General features: G+C 66.7%; 22 protein-coding genes. 11 read left to right on the top strand and 11 right to left on the bottom strand.

Annotated features, from left to right (window positions below):
• On the top strand, positions 1 to 583 hold a 583-nt coding region (locus Amac_RS35015), incomplete at its 5' end, for an NmrA family NAD(P)-binding protein (protein WP_444978809.1).
• A gap of 197 nt (positions 584 to 780) precedes the next feature.
• On the opposite strand, the gene Amac_RS35010 is transcribed toward Amac_RS35015, so the two are convergent.
• Positions 781 to 1,443, bottom strand: coding sequence for a hypothetical protein (locus Amac_RS35010; RefSeq protein WP_155358705.1), 663 nt, complete (start codon positions 1,441 to 1,443; stop codon positions 781 to 783).
• A gap of 63 nt (positions 1,444 to 1,506) precedes the next feature.
• Between Amac_RS35010 and Amac_RS35005 the strand changes: the two genes are divergently transcribed.
• Entirely contained in the window at positions 1,507 to 2,244 is a 738-nt protein-coding gene (locus Amac_RS35005; RefSeq protein WP_155358704.1) for a MerR family transcriptional regulator, read from the top strand.
• Between the two features lie 359 nt (positions 2,245 to 2,603).
• Positions 2,604 to 3,425 (top strand): 5'-nucleotidase C-terminal domain-containing protein, encoded by an 822-nt coding sequence (locus tag Amac_RS35000; protein WP_155358703.1) that lies wholly within the window; start codon positions 2,604 to 2,606, stop codon positions 3,423 to 3,425.
• Positions 3,426 to 3,695: 270 nt separating this feature from the next.
• On the opposite strand, the gene Amac_RS34995 is transcribed toward Amac_RS35000, so the two are convergent.
• Positions 3,696 to 5,162 carry a DUF1996 domain-containing protein gene (locus tag Amac_RS34995; RefSeq protein WP_155358702.1) on the bottom strand — a complete coding sequence of 489 codons (1,467 nt, stop codon included), beginning with the start codon at positions 5,160 to 5,162 and terminating at the stop codon, positions 3,696 to 3,698.
• Between the two features lie 327 nt (positions 5,163 to 5,489).
• Here Amac_RS34995 and Amac_RS34990 point away from each other — a divergent pair, with 327 nt between their 5' ends.
• The 7 genes from Amac_RS34990 (at position 5,490) to Amac_RS58135 (ending at position 11,674) form a co-directional block, all read left to right on the top strand.
• Positions 5,490 to 6,275, top strand: a complete 786-nt coding sequence (locus Amac_RS34990; RefSeq protein WP_170322811.1) for a carbonic anhydrase family protein — start codon at positions 5,490 to 5,492, stop codon at positions 6,273 to 6,275.
• Between the two features lie 122 nt (positions 6,276 to 6,397).
• Entirely contained in the window at positions 6,398 to 8,956 is a 2,559-nt protein-coding gene (locus Amac_RS34985; protein ID WP_155358700.1) for a glycosyl hydrolase family 18 protein, read from the top strand.
• A gap of 198 nt (positions 8,957 to 9,154) precedes the next feature.
• The gene (locus tag Amac_RS34980) at positions 9,155 to 9,502 is read left to right on the top strand and encodes an ArsR/SmtB family transcription factor (RefSeq protein WP_155358699.1); all 348 of its coding nucleotides are present in this window, start codon (positions 9,155 to 9,157) and stop codon (positions 9,500 to 9,502) included.
• Complete coding sequence (locus tag Amac_RS34975) at positions 9,499 to 9,966, top strand: SRPBCC family protein (RefSeq protein WP_155358698.1); 468 nt, start codon at positions 9,499 to 9,501, stop codon at positions 9,964 to 9,966. Before Amac_RS34980 ends, Amac_RS34975 begins: the two co-directional genes overlap by 4 nt.
• Complete coding sequence (locus Amac_RS34970) at positions 9,963 to 10,319, top strand: nuclear transport factor 2 family protein (protein ID WP_155358697.1); 357 nt, start codon at positions 9,963 to 9,965, stop codon at positions 10,317 to 10,319. Before Amac_RS34975 ends, Amac_RS34970 begins: the two co-directional genes overlap by 4 nt.
• A gap of 181 nt (positions 10,320 to 10,500) precedes the next feature.
• Positions 10,501 to 11,322 carry a nitroreductase/quinone reductase family protein gene (locus Amac_RS34965; RefSeq protein ID WP_155358696.1) on the top strand — a complete coding sequence of 274 codons (822 nt, stop codon included), beginning with the start codon at positions 10,501 to 10,503 and terminating at the stop codon, positions 11,320 to 11,322.
• 136 nt (positions 11,323 to 11,458) lie between these two features.
• Complete coding sequence (locus Amac_RS58135) at positions 11,459 to 11,674, top strand: DUF6289 family protein (RefSeq protein ID WP_373869913.1); 216 nt, start codon at positions 11,459 to 11,461, stop codon at positions 11,672 to 11,674.
• Positions 11,675 to 11,681: 7 nt separating this feature from the next.
• Here Amac_RS58135 and Amac_RS34960 read toward each other — a convergent pair whose 3' ends face one another.
• From Amac_RS34960 to Amac_RS34930, 7 genes are all read right to left on the bottom strand, one after another.
• Positions 11,682 to 12,914, bottom strand: coding sequence for an RNA polymerase sigma factor (locus tag Amac_RS34960; protein WP_218041470.1), 1,233 nt, complete (start codon positions 12,912 to 12,914; stop codon positions 11,682 to 11,684).
• On the bottom strand, positions 12,911 to 13,234 hold the full coding sequence (locus Amac_RS34955; RefSeq protein ID WP_155358695.1) for a YciI family protein: 324 nt from the start codon (positions 13,232 to 13,234) through the stop codon (positions 12,911 to 12,913). The genes Amac_RS34960 and Amac_RS34955 overlap by 4 nt, the downstream gene beginning before the upstream one ends.
• Before the next feature lie 241 nt (positions 13,235 to 13,475).
• Positions 13,476 to 16,634, bottom strand: a complete 3,159-nt coding sequence (locus tag Amac_RS34950; protein WP_155358694.1) for an ATP-binding protein — start codon at positions 16,632 to 16,634, stop codon at positions 13,476 to 13,478.
• A gap of 2 nt (positions 16,635 to 16,636) precedes the next feature.
• Entirely contained in the window at positions 16,637 to 17,260 is a 624-nt protein-coding gene (locus Amac_RS34945; protein WP_155358693.1) for a hypothetical protein, read from the bottom strand.
• Complete coding sequence (locus Amac_RS34940) at positions 17,260 to 18,234, bottom strand: endonuclease domain-containing protein (RefSeq protein WP_170322810.1); 975 nt, start codon at positions 18,232 to 18,234, stop codon at positions 17,260 to 17,262. The genes Amac_RS34945 and Amac_RS34940 overlap by 1 nt, the downstream gene beginning before the upstream one ends.
• Before the next feature lie 354 nt (positions 18,235 to 18,588).
• A complete protein-coding gene (locus Amac_RS34935) occupies positions 18,589 to 19,398 on the bottom strand; it encodes an endonuclease/exonuclease/phosphatase family protein (RefSeq protein WP_155358691.1) in 810 nt (269 codons plus the stop codon).
• Positions 19,395 to 20,081, bottom strand: coding sequence for a hypothetical protein (locus Amac_RS34930; protein WP_155358690.1), 687 nt, complete (start codon positions 20,079 to 20,081; stop codon positions 19,395 to 19,397). The genes Amac_RS34935 and Amac_RS34930 overlap by 4 nt, the downstream gene beginning before the upstream one ends.
• A gap of 87 nt (positions 20,082 to 20,168) precedes the next feature.
• Here Amac_RS34930 and Amac_RS34925 point away from each other — a divergent pair, with 87 nt between their 5' ends.
• A complete protein-coding gene (locus Amac_RS34925; protein WP_155358689.1) occupies positions 20,169 to 20,492 on the top strand; it encodes an SCO4225 family membrane protein in 324 nt (107 codons plus the stop codon).
• Positions 20,493 to 20,893: 401 nt separating this feature from the next.
• Here the strand turns inward: Amac_RS34925 and Amac_RS34920 are convergent, their stop codons facing one another.
• Both Amac_RS34920 and Amac_RS34915 read right to left on the bottom strand, forming a co-directional pair.
• Complete coding sequence (locus Amac_RS34920) at positions 20,894 to 21,712, bottom strand: hypothetical protein (protein ID WP_155358688.1); 819 nt, start codon at positions 21,710 to 21,712, stop codon at positions 20,894 to 20,896.
• Complete coding sequence (locus tag Amac_RS34915) at positions 21,684 to 22,232, bottom strand: hypothetical protein (RefSeq protein ID WP_155358687.1); 549 nt, start codon at positions 22,230 to 22,232, stop codon at positions 21,684 to 21,686. Before Amac_RS34915 ends, Amac_RS34920 begins: the two co-directional genes overlap by 29 nt.
• Positions 22,233 to 22,235: the final 3 nt, after the last annotated feature.

The raw sequence follows: 22,235 nt of genomic DNA, 5'->3' as shown, positions 1-22,235 counted from the left end.
GGGCGCCCGCCGCATCCTCTACACCAGCCACATGGGTGCCGACGCGGCCTCCCACTTCCAGGCCTGCCGCGACCACGCCGCCACCGAGGACGCACTGCGCGCCTGCGGCGTGCCGTTCACCTCACTGCGCAACGGCTTCTACGCCACCAGCACGGTGCAGTTCCTCAATCCGGTCCTGGCCACCGGCGGAGAGATCGCGCTCCCCGCTGACGGGCCGGTGAGCTGGACCGCGCACGCCGACCTCGCCGACGCGGCCGCCACGATCCTGGCCGAGGAAGGTCGCTTCGACGGGCCCACCCCACCGCTCACCGCGACCCAGGCGTTCACCTTGGACGACGTCGCCAAGCTCGCCACCCAGGCCACCGGCCGCACCATCACCAGGACCGTCGCACCCGACGACCAGTTCCGGGGGCAGCTGATCGGCCGTGGTGTTCCCGCCGAGGCCGCAGACCAGGTGCTGGGCATCTTCGCCGCCAGCCGCGCCGGCGAATTCGCTGCGGTCGACCCGACCCTGACCACCCTGCTCGGCCGCCGGCCCACCACCTTGGACACGGTTCTGCGCGAGCAACTGCCCAGGATATGAGACCAGCGATCCCGACGGACGTTGACGGGATCCCGGCTGATCTTGCTGATTGGGCGGGATCTTGTCGTTTCAGGGGATTGTGAGCCTGGTTCTGCCGAGTTCGGGCTGGTGCCGTCGGGGCCCAGCTTGTTGTGCAGCAGGTAGGATCGGCGTGCCCTGATCAGGGCGGGCATGCACCATGCCGCCACGTGCGCCACTCACTGCCTCCACAGATAGCGCCAGCCCAGTACGCCGTACCAGATCATGATCGGCAGGTAGAGGGCGTACCCGAGCTGCTCCGATGCCTCCGACGGGTCGTCGGTCCCGGTCGTCCACGGCAGCGCGACCGCGGCCAGGCCGCAGAGCGCCGCGATGGCGCCAGCCCCGCGAAGCCCGCTGGGCATGGGGACGCCCACCGCGGTGGTCGTTGTGGCGGCGACCCAGAGCAGCCCTGCCAGGTTGACCGTCCACTTGGCGGTGAGCAGCAACGCCGTGGCCACAGTGGCGGTGGCCGGCGTGACCGGATCGGTGCTCAGACGGGTCAGTGCCAGGTTCCCGGCGTCGTGAAGCAGTCCCGCCAGCCCGGCGGCGGCCAGCAGCCCGCCGGCGAGCACTACCAGGTGCGGCCTGGGTGCGACGTGCGGGCTCGCGGCCATGACCAGCCCGGCCGCGGTCAACCCCAGCCAGCCCAGCACGTCGAAGGCCAGTTCGGTCAGGTGCAGCCCAACCTGCTCGCCCACCGCGGCGAGCGCGGCATCGGGGTCGGCCGGATTCAGGGTCAGCCCCGATGGCACCACGATGGCCGCACCGGCAATCATGGCCACCAGCGAGATCAGCAGCAGGACACCGGTAAGCCGGGCCCCGGGGTTCAGATCAGTCATGGATGGTGACGGTAGAACCCTGACACAGGGAGAAGGTCAACACGCTGAGGACAGGGAGTCGTCATGTGGCGGATTGGTCAACTGGCACGTATGGCCGGGGTATCCCAACGAACCCTGCGCCACTACGACAAGATCGGGCTGCTCATGCCCGCCGCGGTGGATCGGGTTACGGGTTATCGCTGGTACGGCGTGGCCGAGTTGTCCCGGCTGGAGCGCATCCGGGGACTACAACGCCTCGGCCTGCCGCTGCGCCGGATCACCGATCTGCTTGACGCGCCCGAGGCACAGCTGCGGCAGGCCTTGGCCGAAAATGTGACGAGTCTCCACCGCGACATCGCCGCATTGGCCGCGACCGCTGCTCAGGCTGAGGATCACCTCATGACACCCATATCGATACTGCCTCAGCAGACCACGGTGGGGCCGCGCCGCCTGCGCGTACGCCGCCTGCGTCTCGAGCACGCATCCGAGCTGGCCGTCATCTGCGCGGCGGTATCGCCGTCGACCTTGCTGACCTGGCTCGGCGGACACCCGACGGGCGGCTTCGCCGCAGCGGTGACCACCGATCGGGGCGGCGAGCAACTCATTCTGCCCGCCCGCGCCGTTGTACGCGCCGTCGTCCCCTCCTCGATTGGCGTCGTCCGCGCCGGTGAGGAGCTGTTCGGCTGGCTGCACCGCCACGGGCTGACCGTCGCCGGCCCCACTCTGGAAGATCACCTCATCGACGCGGGCGGTGCCCACGCCACCGTTCTGGAGGTGCCGGTGGACCGAAGCCACCATGTCGGGCTGGTCCCAGCGGGGTGAGGTACGGCTACGCGCCCGCGCTCGCCTTCAAGGAAGGCAATCGGGCGTCGGAGCGTCGGGAGCCACGGCCGGTTTCACTCATTCGGCGTGCGGGATTGTCGGTCGGCGTGGCTAGTCTCTGCTCGTCCTTGTCGTCATCGACAGATGGGAAGACTGTGGGATTACCCAGTAGGGCTCGGCGTCGGATCGGAGGGCTGGCGGCCGTTGCGGTTCTGGCGTCCGGTGTTTTCGTTCCCGCCGCGCAAGCCGCATCCCGGCGATCCTTTTCCGGTACGGCTTCCGCCCCACTCGCATCGGCCGACAATCCGGTGCGGAAACTCACCCTCTCATTCGAGCGAACCACTGCGACGAAGTGCCCGTTGACCTTTAAGGTTTACGGGACCTTCGAAGGACTCCCTCCGGGCCTGCAACTCATCCAATACCGCATCGTCGGCACCGAGCAATGGAAGAATCTCAAATCCCCCATCAAGCACAACGGCAGCTTCACCGCCCTGCTTGCGACGCTCGACTGGGAATGGGACTTCGAGACACCGACGCCAGGTCAGACGTCGGTCCAAATCGAGCTCAGGCAGCCCGACGGTCTCATGTCCAATACGCTCTACTACTTCGAGTGCGGCATGGCCGACGCGGACGACACCTTCGGCGAGACCTCCGAGCCCATCGTCCGGACGCCCAGCGGCGGCCCGCTGGCCGAACTGGTCGCCGACGCCAACCTCGACGCAGTTCAGGCCCGGTCGGGTGCGGAGGCCGCCCTGGTCAGCAGGTACGGATTCCACCTGGACCTCGACGCGGGCCCGGTCACCTACGAGGAGGTGTTCGCGACGCTTCCGGCCGGGCTCGCGGTGGACGTGTGGGCGATCACCGGCGCCGCGCTGAAGTCCGTCCTCGCCCACCCGAACGCGCAGGGCTGGGTGCTCACGCCGTCGTCCTCGCTCCGCTACACATTGGAGGGCGGCGCTGTCACCGAGATGACGTTGAACGGCGTTCCGGTGGCCGACGACCAGGTCATCAGAATCGCGGCCAACTACATCCTGGTGGGCGGCTACGAAGGTTTCCCGCGATGGCCCGGAGCCACCGGCGTCTATCGCGGTGGCCCGGACGACAGAGGGGCCCTGGCCACCTATCTGGTGAAGAACTCGCCGGTCAGCGCACCAGCCGGCGACCGGGTCACCGTCCGATGAGCATCACGTGAACGAGCTGATCGCCGGGCGGAATCCGCTCCGCCCGGCGATCAGTGAACCTGAGCCGGTTGGCTGATCGGGTGCAGATCACAGGCGCAGCCTGGGACGAACGTTTAGGCGGCGCGCACGATTGCCGCTACCTCTGTCACGCTTGGTCTCTGTCAAACGTGGCGTGCCGGTGATATGGCACGGCCACGCGTGCCGTGCCAGTAGCCCCGCGGGACGTGGGATCACCGGCACGGCACGTAATGCGGAGGTGGCGGGGATTGGTCAGCGGCCCCAGCCTGGTGTGGTGCCGCACTTGGCCTTCTGGTTGATGCAGATCTTCACGAGCGCGCCGAGGGTCTCCGGCTTCCACGCGTTCATGAAGTCGCCGTGAATCGAAGACGCCATGCCCGACGACAGCGCCAGGCCGTCACCGCCGAGGGAGTCGTAGCCGAGCATGAGCGAGATGTTGGGGAGCGCGACCGGGTAGGCGCCGGAGCACTTGCCGTCCTTGGCCGGACCCATGTGCGACTTGTGGTCGGGCGAGTCGATGTGCTTGCCGTCCCAGCAGTCCTGGAACGTCAGCTGGTAGATCAGGTTGCCGCCCGGGGCGCAGACGGGCCAGTTGCCGTCGGCGCTGCGGCCGGTCTCCGCGCTGCCGGCGCACCAGAACTGGCCGGAGGCACCCTTCGGCGTCGCCACCTGCCGCTTCGCGTCGCCCTGCACCAGGCGCATGCCCGGCGGGAACGGCACGACGTCCGCCGGGTCCTTGAGCCGGGAGCCGTAGTACACGCGGAAGTTCTTCATCGGGACCGGTTTGCCGTTCTTCAGCAGGGTCGGCGCCCAGTAGGCGCTGTTGTCCCCAGGAGCGTCGCAGGTCGTGGTGCTCTTGAGCAGGTCCTCCGTCGTGGTGTTCGCCGACACCTTCGGGCCGAAGAAGGTGTGCAGGTGGGAGGCGCCGGGCAGGCCGGGCAGCACGATCGGGTCGTCCTTGGCCTCGTTGGCCACGGTGCAGTTGGTGTGGAACTCGGGGACTCTGACGATGTTCGCGGGGACCGTCTGGGGTGCGACCTTGTTGTACGCGTCCAGGGCCTTCTTCCATTCGGCCTGGTTCACCGGTACCCAGCCGGCGGCAGGCGTGCCGGTGGTCGGGGTGGCGCTGGGCGTCGGCTCAGCCGGCTTGGTCGGAGTCGGGGTCGGGGTCGGGTTCGAGGTGCCCGAGCCGGTGCCGAAGACCTGGAACTCCCACAGGGAGACGCCGTACCGGGTGGACCGCTTGGTCGCGTACAGCCGTACGAACCGGCCGGTGGCCGACACGTTGATGGTCTGGACGCCGCCCTTGCCCGCCGTGGTGTTGTACACCGTCTTCCAGGGGTCGTTACTGCTGGCGGCGGTCTGGATCTGGAACGCCGTGGCGTAGGCGTTCTCCCAGTTGATGACGATCTTCTTGATGGCGGTGGACTTGCCGAGGTCGACCGCAAGCCACTGCGGGTCGCTGAACTTGCTGGACCAGCGGGTGCCGGTCTTGCCGTCGAAGGCGGCCGCGGGCGACAGGTCACCGCGCTCCGCCGAGGAGGCGATGGCGGTACGGCCCTGCGAGAGGGGCACCTCGGCCGCGGCGGCCGGGGAGGCGACGCTCACCACGGAGGTGCCCAGCAGGCTGGCGAGGACACCGGCCAGCACCAGGCGGCGGACCTGACGTAGGTCGGACGCGCGTCCGGCTCGGATGCCGCGCGAGGCGGTTGTGCTCATGGTGAATGGGGTCCTTGTCCTGTTGAGGGGAGGGGACGTTCGGCGGCGCTCGCACGCGCCGCCACATAGGAGACCCGCAGGTCACCGGTGGATAACGAAAACTTCGGAGAAGCTCGGAAGATTTTGTTCGTACGTCCTGCGCCCGGCCCGTCTCCCTGACCAGAAGGCCGTGAACGGGTCGGCCACCTCCCACGCCGGGCCGACCGCGCACCCGCCAAGGTAGATCGACTATCCTCGCCAATGCCTTTATGTCGTCCTTAATACGGACATTGCCCACTTGGTTCCGTAGACGACACATCTCGCGTCCCCTCGTACGAAAGGTGACTGGTGCGGTATCGTCTTGCGCCCATTGCGGTGGCCGCTGTTTTTTCCCTCCCGTTCATTTCCCTTTCCCCTCCCGTACAGGCTCAGGTCAAGCCGTGCCAGGGCACCGGCACGGACAGCGCGGTCCAGAGTCCTATTGAGATCGACCGTTCGGTGGCATGCCCGGGCACCCAGTCCGCGCTCGCCATCCACTACCCGTACAGGGTCGGCGGGACGCTCCTCTTCCAGGACAAGCCTCCGCTGGGCGAGGTGAGCGAGCACGATGACGTCAGGTTCATCATCGGCACCGGGGGTTCGCAGCCGTACATCACCTACGGCGGCCAGCGGTACAACCTGAACAATGTGCACTTCCACGGCCACGCCGAGCACAAGTTCGCCGGTCAGCCGTTCGCTCCCCTCGAGGCCCACTTCGTCCACGAGCGGGCGACCGGGCCGAAGGGCTACGTGGTCTTCTCGGTCCTCATCGACGCCAAGACCTTCCGGGGCCTGTCCCAGCACGACCGCCTGATCAAGTCGCCCCCCGCTCTCGGCGAGTCCAGGAGCGTCCAGGGCGTCGACCTCAGGGCCATGCTGCCCGACAGCCACGCCACCTACCGCTACACCGGCTCCCTCACGACGCCGGACGAGACCGGGTCCTACTTCCAGCCGGTGAACTGGGTCGTCTTCAACCAGCACGCGAAGGCGCACCAGAACAACATCCAGTCGTACCGGTCGCTGTGGGGCCCGGAGGGCAACCGCCGGGAACTCCAGGAGAACGACCCGGAGCCCAACATCTACTCGTACCACTAAGTTCCGTGACGACCACGCCGACCGAGGCATGCCTCGGTCGGCTCGGTTGGGTCTTTACCTCCCGTCTGCCCGGGTCTACGCTCCAACTGTTAGGAAACTTTCCTTTTAGAAAGGTTCCCCACGTGCGCAGACTCGTTTCTCTCCTCCTGGGACTGGTTGTCACCGCCGTCCTGGCCAGCACACCCGCGCACGCGGCCTCCCGGCTCATCGCGACCTTCAGCCTGTCGGGCAACACCGGCAAGTTCGTGGTCGCCAATCCGGGAACCACCGCGGTCAGCGGCTGGTCGATCACCTTCGACCTGCCCGCAGGGGTCACCGTCAGCAACGCGCAGCACGCCACCACCACGCAGACGGGGACGCGGGTCAAACTCACCCCGGCGTACTACATCGCCACTCTCCAACCCGGGCGGAACACCGAGCCGTACAGCCCGTCGTTCACCCTCAGCTCCCCGGTCAGCCCGACCTCCTGCACGATCGCGGGCGCGGCCTGCGACGGCACCGGCGACCCACCTCCGCCACCGCCCCCGGTCGTGGCCGAGTACACCGTGACCGGCACCTCCGCCACCTTCGTCATCACCAACAACGCCGCGACCGCGCTGACCGGCTGGTCGATCGTCTTCGACCTGCCCGCCGGGGTCACCGCGAGCAACGCCCAGCACGGCTCGATCAGCCAGAACGGGCGTACAGTCAGCCTCACCCCCGCCCACTACAACGGCACAATCCAGCCCGGTCGCAGCACCGAGCCGTACAGCCCGTCGTTCACGCTCAGTACGGCGGGCGCGCAGGCGACCAACTGCCGGATCAACGACGTGAACTGCGACGGGTCCGCCGACACACCGCCCGGCGCGCCCGGCACCCTGACCTCGCCGGTCAAGACCACCCGGACGGTCACGCTGGCCTGGACGGCGGCGACGCCGGGCAGCCTGCCGATCACCGGCTATGAGGTGTACGGCGGCCCGGCCACGGTGACCACCACCGGCACCTCGGCCACCGTCACGGGGCTGAACCCGAACACCGCCTACACCTTCACCGTCAAGGCGAAGGACCGGAAGGGCACGCTGTCGGCAGCCAGCGCCGCGCTGAACGTCCGTACCAACAATCCGGCCGATGACACGCAACCGCCGAGCGTGCCGGGGAACCCGCGGAGCACGGCCAGGACCTCCGGGAGCGTCACGCTGGCCTGGACCGCCTCCACCGACAACACCGGCGTCGCCGGCTACGACGTCCTGGTGGGCGGCACGGTAACCACCACGGTCATCGGCACCACGGCCACGGTCACCGGGCTCTCGCCGTCCACCGAATACACCTTCACGATCAGAGCACGCGACGTCTACGACAACCTGTCCGCGGCCAGCGTGGCCGTGAAGGCGACCACCGCCGACATCGTGGAGACCGGGTACGCCAGGGTCGGATACTTCGTGCAGTGGGGCATCTACGGGCGGCAGTACTTCGTCCGCAACCTCGACACCAGCGGGGCGGCGGCCAAGCTCACCCACCTCAACTACGCCTTCGGCAACATCGACCCGGTCAACCTGACCTGCCTGCAAGGGGTGACCAGGGGCACCACGGCCAACCCGCAGGACCCCAACCAGGGGGACGGGGCGGGCGACGCGGATGCCGACTACGGGCGTCCGTTCAGCGCCGCCCAGTCCGTGGACGGCGTCGCCGACACCGGGTGGGAGCCGCTCCGCGGCAACTTCAACCAGCTCAGGAAGCTCAAGGCCAAGCACCCGCAGCTGAAGGTGCTGATCTCCCTGGGCGGCTGGACCTACTCCAAGTACTTCTCCGACGTGGCCGCCACCGACGCCGCGCGCAAGAAGTTCGTCAGCTCCTGCATCGACATCTACCTCAAGGGCAACCTGCCGGTCGCGGGCGGAGCCGGGGGACCGGGCACGGCGGCCGGTATCTTCGACGGCATCGACCTGGACTGGGAGTGGCCGGGCGCGGAAGGCCACGCCGGTAACCACGTCAGCCCGGCCGACAAGGCCAACAACACCCTGCTGATCGCCGAGTTCCGGCGCCAGCTGGACGCGCTGGGCGCGCAGACCGGCAAGCGCTACCAGCTCACCGCCTTCACCCCGGCCGACCCCGCGAAGCTCGCCGCCGGCTGGGACCTGCCGGAGGTCGCCAAGTCGCTGGACATCTTCAACGTCCAGGGCTACGACTTCCACGGCGCGGGCAGCGACAACTCCTGGGAGCCGAACAGGACCGGGCACCAGGGCAACCTGTACGCCGACACCGACGATCCCTACAACTTCCACTTCAGCGTGGAGAACGCGATCAACGTCTACACCAACGCCGGGGTCAACCCGCGGAAACTCACCATCGGCCTGGCCTTCTACGGGCGGGGCTGGCAGGGCGTCCCCGACGGCGGGAAGTTCGGCGAATGGCAGACCGCGACCGGGGCGGCCCCCGGCCAGTTCGCCGAGGAGGCGGGCACCCGCGGATACTCCAACCTGGTCGCCGGAGTCCCCGGCTGTACCGTCCGGCATGACGAGCAGGCGGTCGCCACCTTCTGCCACACCGGCAACGGCGGGCAGTGGTGGAGCTTCGACGACGCCTGGTCCATCGGGAGGAAGACCGCCTGGCTGCGGAGCAGGAACCTGCTCGGCGCGATGATCTGGGAGATGTCCGGCGACACCGGCACATTGATGACCGCCGTGGACACGGGTCTACGGTAGTGCGCTTCCAGGCATAGCGCCTTCTCGTTCTGGTACGGCGACGGACCCGTGCGGACCGTTCGCCACCGAGCGTCGAGCTAGCCAAGTCGAAAGAAGGCCCCGGATCCCAGCGGATTCGGGGCCTTCCGCATCAGCCTCGTGGCGCTCTCTTTGAAAACGATTGTTTGCGCAAATGGTCATTTGCGCTAGGGTGAACCTATGGTCCCCTCACTCGTGGCCCCCAGGCCAGACCTCGATTCGGCCTTCGCCGCTCTCGGCGACCCCGTCCGTCGCGCCTTGGTCACTCGTCTCGCGCGTGGTGACGCCACGGTGGGAGAACTCGCCGAACCGTTCGACCTGACCCCACAAGCGATCTCCCACCACGTCGGTGTCCTGCGGCGGTGTGGCCTGGTCGAGCAGCGGCGCGAGGGCACCAGGCGCCCCTGCCGGCTGAGGGTCGACCAGTTGTCACTGCTCAGCACGTGGATCGACGACCAGCGTCACGCCTGGAACGACCGGCTCGCCGCCCTTGAGCAACATCTCACCGATGGCGGAGCGGTCCGTTGACCGCCAGCTCAGAGCTCCGCGGCGACGAACTGATCGCCAAGCGCCACCTCCCGGCGGAACCCGAACGCGTCTGGGCCGCCTTCACCTCACCGGCAAGCATCGCGGCATTCTGGGGCGGTTCGCACGCCACCGTGCCGCCTGAATCCGTGACCGTCGACCTGCGTCCCGGTGGAGAGTTCGCGCTCGACACCCGCGCGCCGGACGGCGCGACCCGCCGGCTCCGGTTCGTCTACGTGAGCGTCGCCGCACCGCATGAACTCGTGTTCGACGAGCCTCTCACCGGCCTCCGCACAACCGTCAAGGTCCACCCCGCGGGCGGCGGCACGGATCTCACGGTCCACCAGCGTCAGCTTCCCCCCGAGCTTCGGACCGCCCAAGCAGCCGACGGGCTCGCCTCGATCCTCGACGCCCTCGCCGTACATCTGCAGCACCCCGACATCACCCCAGAACGGAGCACATCATGACGCAGCACACCCAGCGCGACCTCGTCGCGGAGTACTTCGCGGGATTCCGGACCAGCGACCACCCACGAATCCTCGCGACCCTCACCGACGACGTCGAGTGGGTCATCCACGGCCACCGGACCACCCGCGGCAAGGCGGAGTTCGACGGCGAGATCGAGAATCCGGGGTTCACCGGCAGCCCCGAACTCGACGTCCAGCGTATCCACGAGGACGGCCCGGTCGTCGTCACCACCGGCGAGGGCCGCGGCACCAGCATCGACCACGGCCGATTCCGGTTCGCCTTCAACGACCTGTTCACGTTCCGCGACGGACTTATCGCCCGCGTCGATTCCTACGTCGTCCCGCTGCCCTGAGGCAGGCGACTTTTGCGGAGAATATCGTGATGAAGTAGCGTGACGTACGTGACTGCCGGGTCGGCCTTGGGCCACGCACCAGAGAGCAGCCCGGCTGACGCTTGATCGCCGCGCGGGCCCGCGGCCCGCCGTCTTCTTCTCCATTCAGTACGGGCACAGCAGGAACCACCAATGGAGAAGAATGGATTTCAACAAGCAGGTCATCGACGAGTTCCGCGCCAACAATGGCCAAGTCGGTGGCTATTTCGAGGGAGCGAGGCTGCTCCTGCTCACCACCACCGGCGCCCGCTCAGGCAAGCCACACACGACCCCGCTCGCCTACCTGCATGACGGCGCCGGGCGTATGCAGGTCATCGCCTCCGCCGGGGGAGCGCCGAACAACCCGGCCTGGTACCACAATCTGAAGGCCAACCCGCGCGCCATCGTCGAGACTGGCGCCTTCAGCTTTGATGTCGAGGCGGAGGTCCTGGAGGGCGCCGAGCGTGACGCGGCGTTCGCCCGGGCGGTGGAAGGCGACCCTGGCTGGGCTGGCTACCAGGCCAAGACGACGCGCACCATCCCGGTCGTCGCACTTCGCGTGACTGCTCCGCGCTGGGATAGCGCACCGTCGGGCGGTGCGTTCCTCAAGCTGGTGCACGACGGCTTCCGTCGCGAACTCGCGCTGATCCGCAAGGAACTGTCCGATTCAGGACGGCCAGGCCTGGGCGCACAGCTAAGGATCAACTGCTTGACCGTCTGCCAGGGCCTGCACCATCACCACACGGGCGAGGACACCATGATGTTCCCCGGCTTGGCCGAGCAGCATCCCTCACTCGCTCCGGCCTTGGCGCGGCTGGCCGAGGAGCACGAGCGCATCGCCGTACTCCTGGAAGAACTGAAGCAGGCCCTTTCCGGCGAGGATCCGCTGAAGGTACGGGCCGAGATCGAACGGCTCATCGATGAACTCGAAGCCCACCTGACGTATGAGGAGGAGCAACTGATCCCGATCCTCGACCTCGCCTGAAGCCCGGGGAATGGGGAAACGACCTCGGACCAGCCGGGAAGCGATCTTCTTTGCCCCCCTGAATACACAGCTCAGCCATACTCGTGAACACCCCACCCAGAGCCGTTCTTGAAACGGCTGGACCGAAGTTGACGGGATCCCGTCCGACCATCTGGATCGGACGGGATTTCGCGTTCTCCGGGGTCTTCGGGCCGCTGACCTGTCGGCGGTTCCTGGCCCACCCTTCAAGAACGGGGAGGTCAGGTCAACCAACAGACTCGTCGGCCAAAGGTGGAATGGCTGCGGCGACCCACCGGGCAGCTGGGGCATAACGACGAGTAAGGGCGGATATAACACCGCGCCCTGCGGCTAAGGTCCCTCTACCCCAGCTGGTCGCGGCGGCGTGTCAGGTAGGCGGTCTCGGCGGTGTTGCCGGCAAGCTCGATGGCTTTGTCGTACGCCGCGCGCGCCTTCTGACTGCGGCCCAGTCGGCGCAGCAGGTCGGCGCGGGTCGCATGGTAGGCGTGATAGCCGGCCAACTTGTCCTCAAGACGGTCGACGGCTGCCAGCGCCACCTCCGGGCCGTCGAGCTCGGCGGCCGCGATGGCCCGGTTGAGGGCGATGATCGGCGAGGGGTCGAGGTGGACGAGCTGGTCGTAGAGGGCGACGACCTGCGACCAGTCGGTGTCGCGTACGTCGCGGGCTGAGGTGTGCACGGCGTTGATCGCTGCGAGGATCTGGTAGCGACCCGGGGCCATCCCGGAGGCCAGGCGCTCGCGCACCAGCTGGTGACCCTCGGCGATCAGCGCCGCGTCCCAGGCCCCACGGTCCTGCTCGTCGAGGGTGATCAGTTCGCCGCTGCCCGAAACCCGGGCGGTACGGCGAGCCTCGGTCAGGAGCATCAGCGCCAGCAGCCCGGCCACCTCACCGTCGGTTGGCATGAGGGCACGGATCAGGCGAGTGAGCCGGATCGCCTCGGCGGTCAGGTCGTGGCGTACGGGATCGGTGTCGGGGCCGGTGGCCAGGTAGCCCTCGTTGAAGACGAGGTAGAGGACGGCGAGTACGCCGGCGACGCGCGCCGGGAGATCCTCCGCGGACGGCACGCGATAGGGGATGCGCGCGGCCTTGATCTTGGCCTTCGCGCGGGTGATCCGCTGCCCCATGGTGCTCTCCTGCACCAGGAAGGCACGGGCTATCTCGGGCATGGTCAGACCGGCGACCATGCGCAGCGTCAGCGCCACGCGGGCCTCCATCGCCAGCGCCGGGTGACAGCAGGTGAAGATCAGCCGGAGCCGTTCGTCGTCGATGGTGCCGAGAGGCTCGGGCGGGTCGTCGTCGTACAACAGCTGAGCCTCCCTGTGCTTGTCGTCGCGCTTGTTCTCACGCCGGATCCGGTCGATGGCCCTGCGGTTGGCAGTGGTGGTCAGCCAGGCGCCGGGGTTGGGCGGTACGCCGTCGGCCGACCACCGCTGGACGGCGGTCGCGAACGCTTCGCCCGCCGCCTCCTCGGCGATGTCGAGGTCACCGAAACGCCTGGTCAGGGCGGCGACCACCCGTGCCCACTCCTCGCGGTGAGCCTGGGTGACCGCCTCGCGGACGTCGATCACGCTCACAGGAACGGCCGTACCTCGATCTTCCGGTTGCAGGCCTTCGACCCCTCGGCGGCCAGCTTGAGCGCCACGTCGAGGTCCGCGGCCTCGATGATCCAGAAGCCGCCGAGGAACTCCTTCGACTCCAGGAAGGGCCCGTCGGTGAACATCGCCTCCCCACCCCGGTTGTCGATCACCGTGGCCGTGGTGGGCGCCCCGAGACCGCCGGCGAAGACCCAGTGGCCTTCGGCCACGAGCCGGTCGTTGAACACGTCGATCGCAGCCTGCTCGTCCGGGGTGGCCAGGCTGGCCTGGTCAAAGATCACGGAAACCATGTACTGCATCTCGGATCATCTCCTGCGTTTCGGGGCACCCCTCGTGGGCGGCCTCTCACCCCTACTACGAACACCTCTGCCCTGATCCGACGCCGCCTCCCGGACTTCTTTCGAGGAACTTTCGGCGGGTCACGACCGAAGATCGTGTACCGGGTGGCGGACGGGTGGGAGAGATCGTGCAGCCGGAGCCCGGGACGAACGTCTCGGCGGCGCGCACGATCTTCCCCGCGAGTGATCAGGGCCTGCAAGGTCATCGGCTTGCTCGGGCGATGACCTCCTCGGTCGTCAGCGGCGCCCTGGGGTGATGGGTCAGACACAGGGGCGTACGCACCTTTGCGAACCCCGCGCCCTCAGGTGCGACGTAGAACTGGCCGCTGCGAAGCGAGCCGATGTCATCGGCACTGCCGCCTTTGACGCGGGCCATCGCCTTGGCGGCCTCGATCTGCACATCCGCGTTGAGCAGACCGTAGAACTGTGTTGCGGCGTTGCCCGGGATCCGGTTGTTCAGGCCCTTGGGCGCCTGGGTCGCGAACACCAGCCCGAGCCCGTACTTCCGGGCCTGGGAGGCCAGCGCGAGCGTGCTCTGCGTGCACGCGGTCATGGTGCCCGAGGGGGCGAAGGTCTGCGCTTCGTCCATGACGAAGAGCCCGCCGAGGGGCCGGTCACCGGCGGGGTTCTTCTTGATCCAGGCGAACAGCGCCATCTGCAACTGGTTCACGAAGGACTGCCGCTCGGAGTCACTCTGCAGCCCCACGAAGCTGATGACCGATACCCGGGCCCGCTTCCCCGCGGCCGGAGTGAGAAGTCGCCCTGGGTCGACCGGCTCACCTTCCCCACCGAACAGCGGATCGGTCACGGCGGCAGCCCGGAGCACCTGGGCGAGTCCATCCGCGATCTTCGCCGCTCCGCCGATCTGACTGATGTCCTCGGGGAAGTCCGCGAGCAGATTGATCAGCCCGTCGAGGCCGCCACTCTTGTACTTCCCGAAATGGACGACCGCCTCCGTGAGCACGGCCCGAGCGACCTGGGCCTTGCTGGTGCCGCCTTCCACCTTCGCCCGTGGGGCGAGCGCCGCCATGGCGGCGTAGACGGCTTCGTTGAACTCGTCGACGTCGTCGCGGACGCTGGAGAAGTCGGGCAACGGCTGGAAGGCCAGCGGACGGCCCTTCTCCCTGCGCGGTGTCCAGACCACGACATCGGTGTCCGCGATGTAACGAGCCGCCCGGCCCCCGTCACCGGGGCCCCAGGCGGAAGGCTCCTCCGGCCAGGCGTCACCGAGACGGGCGAGGTCGTTGTTCGGGTCGAGCACGATCGAGGAGACGCACTGAAGGGCGCACTCTTCGATGATTCGCCTGATCAGCACGGTCTTCCCCGAGCCGGATCCCGCGAAGATCGCAATGTGCTTACGGAGCGCCTCCAACTCGACGGAGACCGGAAGCCCGCGATCGTACGAGCGTCCCACGATCAGCGACGGCACCCCGGCCGGCTGGCTTTCCGGAGAGCGGTCCGAGGCACTGGGCTCGTGAGTCGGCAGGGGTTTCGCCTGCGCGGGCGGCTCCTCAGGGTCTTTTGGGGCTTGAGGCTCCTGCGGAGCAGTTGGATCCGGCCAATCTCCCAAGGCGTCCTTGAGGAGCTTGAGGTTGGCGGTGGGTTTCCTGCTGGCGATCCACTGGTCGAGGTGTGGGAGGTCCTCCGCGAAGAGGTCCCGCAGGGCGTACAGCACCTTGAGATTCTCTTCGTCGGCCGCGATCACCCGGCCGCCCCTGGCGTGGAAGCCGGCAACCGCTTCCTGGGTGACCGGCCCGGAGTTCCACGGGATGTTCCGGATGATGATCAGCCGACGCTTGGGGCTCTCCTCCGCCAGACCGGCTTTGAGCACCGCCTTGCGGAGCCGGGTCAGCGCCGCGAGATGGTGCGTGGCGGCGATGCCGCGGAACGCCCAGTGGATCTCGTCTTCGGTCGCCTCGTTCAGGACTTGCTTGAGACCCGCGTGAAGAGAGGTCTTCTGGCCCATGGGCGGGTCGACCCGGTAGCGCGCGGACGTCCCGCGCTGCTCCACGATCCAGGCCCGGAGGCCCGCCGAAATCAGGCCAGGAAGAACCGCGTCCTCCAGTTCGGCATCCAGCGCTCCACTGACGTCGGCCGAATCCGCCAGCATCGCGAACTTGGTGTCGATCGCCTGAAGCTCTTCTTCGCGAGGATCAGGCTTCATGGGTTGATCGATCACGTTTGAGGAGGCGTCGAGGCTGTCCAGCTCAGTGATCTTGCCCGCTAGCAGACACTTCTGGATGTGCCTGGACAGACATTCCAGGGCCTGACGCGGGGTGTAGAAGGGAGCCTGAGAGAAGGCCTCCGGCTTGATCGGCCACGTTGGATATGGCCGGTCGAAACCAATGTCCTTGAAGTGCTCCGCGAGTCGCATGGTGACGAGTTCCGCCCCAACCTCAGGAGTCGGAATGCGCCGGAGGAACGCGGCCTTCCGAAAGCGGTCCTTGAAACTCGCGACAGCCAGCACCTCAATAAGCGTCCACGTCTCTGGCAGGCAGGAGAGAACCGTCAGGGTTCGGCTGGTCACCTCACGGAGGTTGGTCAGCTGATGAGCGAACTGAAGAACTGCCGAGGGCGCCGAACTCTTGGGGCTGCCCTCGACATAGACGCTGCTCTGCGCGATGAACGCGTCGAGCTGGTCGAAGGCCATGACACTCGGGCCGGTCAACGCCAGCAGCCGCGAGATGTCACGGACGATCTCCTGCGGAGATTTGTGGTCCTGCCGGAAACCCCAACTCAGCCGGTAGCTCTCGCCATCCTCGATTGAGCAGATGTAGGACTGGCCGATATCCACCAGAGCATTGTGATTGGCCTCCAGGAGCACAAGAGCCCGAGCGACGTCCTGTGCCTCTCTGCCAACCCGGCGATCGATTTTGTACAGGGCCTCGATGAACAGATCGAGATCTTCGCGAGTGACCAGCTGGTTACCGATGATCGCCTGCTGGCTCTTCCGCGGGAGCTGCATCAGGCCCGTCAGATTGCGAAGGAACCGCTTGAGCTGGGTCTCCTCATCTGTGCCCACCCGAGCCAGCCCGTCCTGGATGGACACGACGGCGCTTTCCCAGAAGTTGCGGGCGTCGAGAACGCCCATGAGAAAGAAGTAACCATCGCGCTGGATGACCTGCTCACGCAGCCAGCTCATCAGGTGCGTCTTTCCGCTTCCGGCGCCACCCTCAAGGACCACCCCGATCGGGCTGGTCACGGGAGAGTCAGCGGCGGCATCCAGTCCTGAGCGCAGAGCGTAGGAAGCCGCCGGGTGCATCTCGGGCACGTGGAACGGAACCGGCTGCCAGACATCCTCACTGGCGTTGACGGTCGAGAAGGTCTTGAGACTCTCCAGCGCGTACCATTCGGTAACCATCGTCACGCTCCGATGCGGAACTGATGGTTGGGCGTGCTGCCAATGATGATCGCGGCGGCGTGGTCTTCGGACTTCAGGTCACCCAAGATCGCAACGGGCTCGATGTCCACGCGCCCTGCCAGCATCATGGTGCGCAGGACGTCGTCCTGGAGATCCCGGTCGATGTCCGTCAGGAGGGCTCGCAGTTTGGTCATCGCGGCCCACCGGCCGACGCCAGGCGTGATCTTCGCATAGGCCTCGCGAATCCGGCCTTCCACTTCCTCCGGCGACAGCGTCGTGACCGGCGCCTGAACGGGTTCCTCGACTGGGATCGCCACTTTGGGCGCCAAGAGGGACCGCAGGTACAGAAGAGCCAGCGCCTTGCCCGTGCGGGATGTCACCGGGACTCCCTTGCGTACTTCCTCGATCGCGCGATCTTCACCAGCCGGTGTGATCGCGTACCACAGAGCCCGATTGGCTCTGGTTTCCGACTCAATCAACTTGGAGTCGATGAGACCCGCGCGGTTCTTGGCGTCGAGCTCCAAGCCCCACTCCTCTTTCAGTTCCTTGTGGGCCAACGAGGTTCCGAGCTCCCTCAGTACGAGCAGAGCCGCGACCTGCCGATACGTGAGTTTTTCTTCGGACATCAGCCTGCTCCTTCGCTTATTCCGAGGCGTCGGCCCCGGAGGAATTCTTCGATGTGGCGTAAAACCGCCCGTAGATCGCCCATCACCTGCTGGTTGGTGAACCGCAACACCGTGAATCCGTCACGTTCCAGGTGCCGGTCACGAATCTGGTCGCGCTCCATTTGGGCGAACGTCTCGTGTTCCGGTCCGTCGAGTTCCACGACGCACTTCTCCGGGACCCACATCAGATCCGTACGAATCATCACAAACAACCGATCCTTGGACTGATACGTCTGATTCCAGGTCCGGCCATGAGCCCACGCGCATTCCGCCAGGGCCGCCTCCATCGCCTGCTCGACCGCACTCCCCGCGTGCGGCCTTCCGGCGATCGCCGGCACGCCCACCGTCGCGGTGAGCGGCGGTGCCGTCATCTCTTCGGCCAGTCTCCTGACCGCTGCGGGCACCTCCAGGTAGAGGGTTTCGACGCGGCGCAGTTCGGGGCCGACGAGCCAGATCCCCATGCCGCTCCGGTGCGCCAGCCACTCGCATCCGGCAACCAGGAGGGTCTCCCCATGGGAGGTCAGCTTCTCCGGCACATAGATGACCATCGTCGCCGATTCGCGGCCGAACGTGGAGGCGATGACCCGGGCCAGACCAGCCGCCCGCGACTCTGCGGGGAACGATCGTCCTTGAGGACCGCGCTGCCCGGGAACCAATGGGCCGCGGTGCTGGATGGCCCGGGCGGCGAGGTCGGCCAGGAACGGTCCGAAATGACGGGTGCTCGATGCCAGGCGCATCGCGAGGATCCTCGCCGCCGCCACTCCGCCACCGCCCGGGCCGGAGAGCCTCTCCCCTTCGGGCAACCAGGCCGGGAAAAGTCCGATGGCCAGTATTTCCAGCTCGCGGAGGATGGATTCCACCAACTCTGAGACCGAATCGCCTTCAGCCGCCGCGTAGGTGATGACGGCGGGGCCGGTCTCCGGTAAAGGATCCAACAACAATTCCATCACATTGGCGTCAATGTTGGAATCGGCTCCGGCAAGGCGGAGCACCCTCCCGACCGGGAGATCGCCCCAGGACAACGCCACACCGGCTCCCTCTGGCCACTCCTCTGAAAACGTGACTTTGCGCAGGTTATAGGGCACGCGAGGTGACGCGTAGGAAATCCGGAGATATCTCCTATTCCGGATTTACAAAACCACCCAAACGGTCATCCTGACAGTCCTTCACATCACCGTTTATGTCACGGGCCGCCGCCGCAACCTCTGGTACGGACGCCCGGTGCCGTCCGGCGGCCAGGGCCGTACAGGAACAAGGACGCCGAGGGCACCGGGCCGTGCCCGCGCAGGTCACGTCAGGGGATGATCGCCCCACGAAAGTTCAGCCACCAGTGCGTGGTGATCGGAGGCCGAACCAACGTCGATCACCTCGGCGCCCGCGAGCCGAGGCGCCAGCGGCGGGGAGAGGAGGATGTAGTCGGTGCGCGTGTCCACTGGCGCGGTCCCTCTGTTGCGCTGGGCGGTGACCCAGCGGTGCGATCGTGGCCGAGTGCGAAGCGCATCGATCCAGCCGGCGGTGTGCAGGCGATCCATGGCCTCGAAACGGGGCGGATGGCCGTACTTGTGCATGCCCGCCGCGGTGAGCCGGTGGTCGAGGTCGGTCGGGTAGGGATCGTCACGGTCGAGCGCGTTGAGATCGCCGGCGAGTACGCAGGGGCGGGTGGCCAGCAGCTCCGGAGGGGCCAATGCCAGCAACTCGCCGACCTCCGTCAGCCGCGAATCCTCATCGCTGTGCACCAGGTGCGTCGCGAGCAGGAGCAGCGGCTCGTCGGCGTCCGGCCATGCCAGCTCGGCTTCGACGATGCAGTGAGCCAGCGTCGGCGGCGTGTGCACCCGCTGCCGCAGGATGGGCGCGCGCGACACCACGCACACGTTGTATCGTCGCCCGCTCGACCGCGCGTTCGCCCGGCCGAGGATCGTGTGCTTCCCATCGGCCGGTACGCCCATGACCTCCGCGACCGCGCGCAGCCTGACGCCGTCCTCCCAGCCGACACACTCCTGCAGGACCAGCAGATCGGGCCGCTCCGCCGAGATGATCGTACGCAGCGCTTCGAAGCGGTCCTCACCGCCGAGCAGCACGTTGAGGGTCATGATTTTCATGCGCGGCCACTCGAACGAGAAGGCATGCCCAGGGAGTGCCGACGTCGCTCCACCAGGAGGAAGTGGACGGCGACGAAGCCGATACTCACGGCAGCCGCGACCCAAACGATCGTCTTCCCCATGGTCTCGACCACCTCGTTCCTGCCGGGTGGGAGTACAACCATCTGCAAGGCCGCACCGACCGGCACGGTCAATCTCGCGAGCAAACCGATCGTTCCCGGTCGCTTGACGCATGCACCGACGGCCCCCAAGGGCGCTCCGAAGATGACGCTGGCAATCCACCATACGAGCGGTTCGGACGCGTACCAGGGGAAGTCCCCGCCGCTACGGAGGGTGTCCACAACGCTGTAGGCGGCAGTGGCTGCAAGCAGAGCCAGCGCACCAGCGGCAGCACCCTGCGCCAGTGCCGCACGACGGCTCTCCACGCCGCGTGTGACCAGCCATCCCACGGCAACCGCCAATCCCGCCCACGCCCAGCCGGAGTCGAGCAGCAAGCTCACGATTTCCGCGACTGACCACCCGCTGGTGGTATAGGTACGGCTTTCTAAGTCGGCATAGCCGAGAGAGATGCCGTTCACTAGGGACGTCGCGGCGCCGAATCCCGCTCCGACAGCCAGGGCTTTCACCAGGATCTCCACGAGGCGGGCCACCCGCGAGCGGTCATGCCGCTGATTGTCGGTCACGATGCCTTCCTACCGCACGGATCATGCTACGCAGCAGGGCCAAGCCTGTTCTAGCGGGTCCCGGTTCTGTAATCGGCACGCAGGACCATGGATAACGTCTCGCGGGGCAGCCTGCTTGTCCTCGCTGCATCGGTTTACGTGGAGCTCGGTCTGTTCATGCGATGGGGCACGATGTTCGACTCGCTGCTGCTCATCTACGTCACCGCCCCGGTCTCTCAGATCCTGGCGTTCTTCCCGATCTACGACCTACTGTCTGATTCGATGTTTTCCACACAGATCTACATTCTTATGTACACGGCCGCCGGGCTGTTCCAAGCGTGGCTTCTCTGGCTGATCGCTCGCGGGCGTAAGAAGACCGCGGCTCCGGTGGAGGGGCTCAGTTCGGAGGAAGAGCGGGTGCGGGAGTCGTAAGGACAGTCCCTCCCGCCGCCGAACTGTCCAGACGTAGCTCAAGGTGAGCGACCAACTGAGCGACAACGGGAGCGAACACCCGGGAACGTCATCGAACCGCGAGGCACCTTATGGCCAGCTCAACGGCCCCATAGCGCGCACGTGGCTTGGCATCGAAGGGGTCTGGGGTTCAAATCCCGTAGCTCCACTTCTGCGGCTGTTATCGCCGCACTCTCACCAGGGCCCTGCTGTACGCGGGCTTCGTACGGGGCAGCCTCCGGAGTCGGCCCCAGGCCACAGCATCCCCGTATCAGTGCTGCTGACGTACACCTGATGTGGACCGACGACTTCCGGGCAGGCTCACATCCATCATGGACGACGGCTCGCCGTGAGGAAGTGGAAGCCGCCCGAGCCTCGTAACCTCAAGGAAGCAACTGGACCACACCCACGAGATAGGCTGCGCGCACGTGTGGATTGCCGACAATCTCCAGCGCGCCTCCGGGCTCCATCCAGTCGATCATCAGCCCTGATATCCGCCCATCGTCGGCGGCGCTCTGCATCTCCGCTAGGTTGAACGCCTTCCCGGTCAACGCTTCGCGCTGTACCGGACGGAGGCTCTTCAACCAGGCACGGAACTGTTCGACTTCATCGATTCCATCACAGGCAGGTGTATGGACGGGACGACAGTTGTCCCCCGACCACGACAGCGGAAGATCCGCCGGCCCGATGGCCGGGAACAGTACTCTGCTGGCCACGGCATCGAGGTCCGCCGACTCCATCTCACGGCTCGTCAACGGTTTGTCCAGCTCCACGATGAGAGCGACGCCGTATTTCCGGTGGTCCAGGCCCGATGTCGATATCGCCTTGTCGAGGCCTTCCAGGAAAAGCTCGGTCTTACGGCGCTCTTGGTCCGATCTCCCGGTTCCCTTCAGATAGCCCTCCCGGAACACTGCGGTGGCGGCGGAGGACCGAACCGTGACCAGATCGTAGTTCCCTCCAATGTTCGGATCGAGCGTCACGGTCGTCAGTGATGTCCCCAGGCCGTTGGGAATGGGAACCAGTTCAACCGAGATAGCCGCCGGTGTATCCGTGGGAAGAGCGTCGGCCGGCTCACTGAGAAGGCCCGCCCCGTAATCCGGATGAACGACGGCTAAGGCGATTCCGTAAGCCGAGTACAGCTCCACCCACTCGTCGCGCGTGAGCTCTCGACGCTCATCCGCACACGAAGTCGCGAGGACCATGAAAGCGGCCAGCGGAAGAGTGATGAGATTCCGCGTTCGTGAGTGCATCGTTTCCACCATCCATCGAACGGTCAATCCTGCCCGCGTGAAAACGCGGTGTTCGCCATGCCGTAAGGCTCCAGCATGGCGAACTGGCTTCCAACAGCAGGCGGCGCTGTTCGAGCAGCGGCTCCTCGTAGCTCTGTTTCAGCGAGTGTTGCCAACGGCCATGACCCTTCAAGAACCTGGGAACGGAGTTGTACAACGCCCACGGCTGCCTGGGGTGGGCGATGAACTGTTTGATCCTGGGACTCAGGGTCGGGTGCTTCGCCTCGTATTGCTCGACAAACCGGTCACGGAGGTCTTCAGGTAGGACAGCGAGCCCGGCGGCATACCACGCTGGATAGCGGGTTTGCAATTGACGCACCGCCGGTTCGGCAAGTGACCCGTCCTCGTCTTGAGCAGTTCGGCCGAGCTCGGCCAGTTCTTCCGTCTGGCTGAGCAACGCCGTAATCCGCCTGGCCTCTCCCGTACGGTGCATGGC

Origin of the sequence: Acrocarpospora macrocephala (genome assembly GCF_009687865.1) — a bacterium.
Lineage (GTDB): Bacteria > Actinomycetota > Actinomycetes > Streptosporangiales > Streptosporangiaceae > Acrocarpospora > Acrocarpospora macrocephala.
Note: the sequence above shows the minus strand (reverse complement) of the source record. Positions and strands in the feature narration are given on the sequence as shown.

What these genes read in the sequence shown, in the direction of transcription:
- Amac_RS35010 (WP_155358705.1), bottom strand. Translation starts at nt 1,443, where the DNA reads ATGACTGATCTGAACCCCGGGGCCCGGCTTACCGGTGTCCTGCTGCTG.
- Amac_RS34995 (WP_155358702.1), bottom strand. Translation starts at nt 5,162, where the DNA reads ATGAGCACAACCGCCTCGCGCGGCATCCGAGCCGGACGCGCGTCCGAC.
- Amac_RS35005 (WP_155358704.1), top strand. Translation starts at nt 1,507, where the DNA reads ATGTGGCGGATTGGTCAACTGGCACGTATGGCCGGGGTATCCCAACGA.
- Amac_RS34955 (WP_155358695.1), bottom strand. Translation starts at nt 13,234, where the DNA reads ATGCAGTACATGGTTTCCGTGATCTTTGACCAGGCCAGCCTGGCCACC.
- Amac_RS34965 (WP_155358696.1), top strand. Translation starts at nt 10,501, where the DNA reads ATGGATTTCAACAAGCAGGTCATCGACGAGTTCCGCGCCAACAATGGC.
- Amac_RS34980 (WP_155358699.1), top strand. Translation starts at nt 9,155, where the DNA reads ATGGTCCCCTCACTCGTGGCCCCCAGGCCAGACCTCGATTCGGCCTTC.
- Amac_RS34950 (WP_155358694.1), bottom strand. Translation starts at nt 16,634, where the DNA reads ATGGTTACCGAATGGTACGCGCTGGAGAGTCTCAAGACCTTCTCGACC.
- Amac_RS34915 (WP_155358687.1), bottom strand. Translation starts at nt 22,232, where the DNA reads ATGCACCGTACGGGAGAGGCCAGGCGGATTACGGCGTTGCTCAGCCAG.
- Amac_RS34920 (WP_155358688.1), bottom strand. Translation starts at nt 21,712, where the DNA reads ATGGTCCTCGCGACTTCGTGTGCGGATGAGCGTCGAGAGCTCACGCGC.
- Amac_RS34945 (WP_155358693.1), bottom strand. Translation starts at nt 17,260, where the DNA reads ATGTCCGAAGAAAAACTCACGTATCGGCAGGTCGCGGCTCTGCTCGTA.
- Amac_RS34935 (WP_155358691.1), bottom strand. Translation starts at nt 19,398, where the DNA reads ATGAAAATCATGACCCTCAACGTGCTGCTCGGCGGTGAGGACCGCTTC.
- Amac_RS34970 (WP_155358697.1), top strand. Translation starts at nt 9,963, where the DNA reads ATGACGCAGCACACCCAGCGCGACCTCGTCGCGGAGTACTTCGCGGGA.
- Amac_RS34925 (WP_155358689.1), top strand. Translation starts at nt 20,169, where the DNA reads ATGGATAACGTCTCGCGGGGCAGCCTGCTTGTCCTCGCTGCATCGGTT.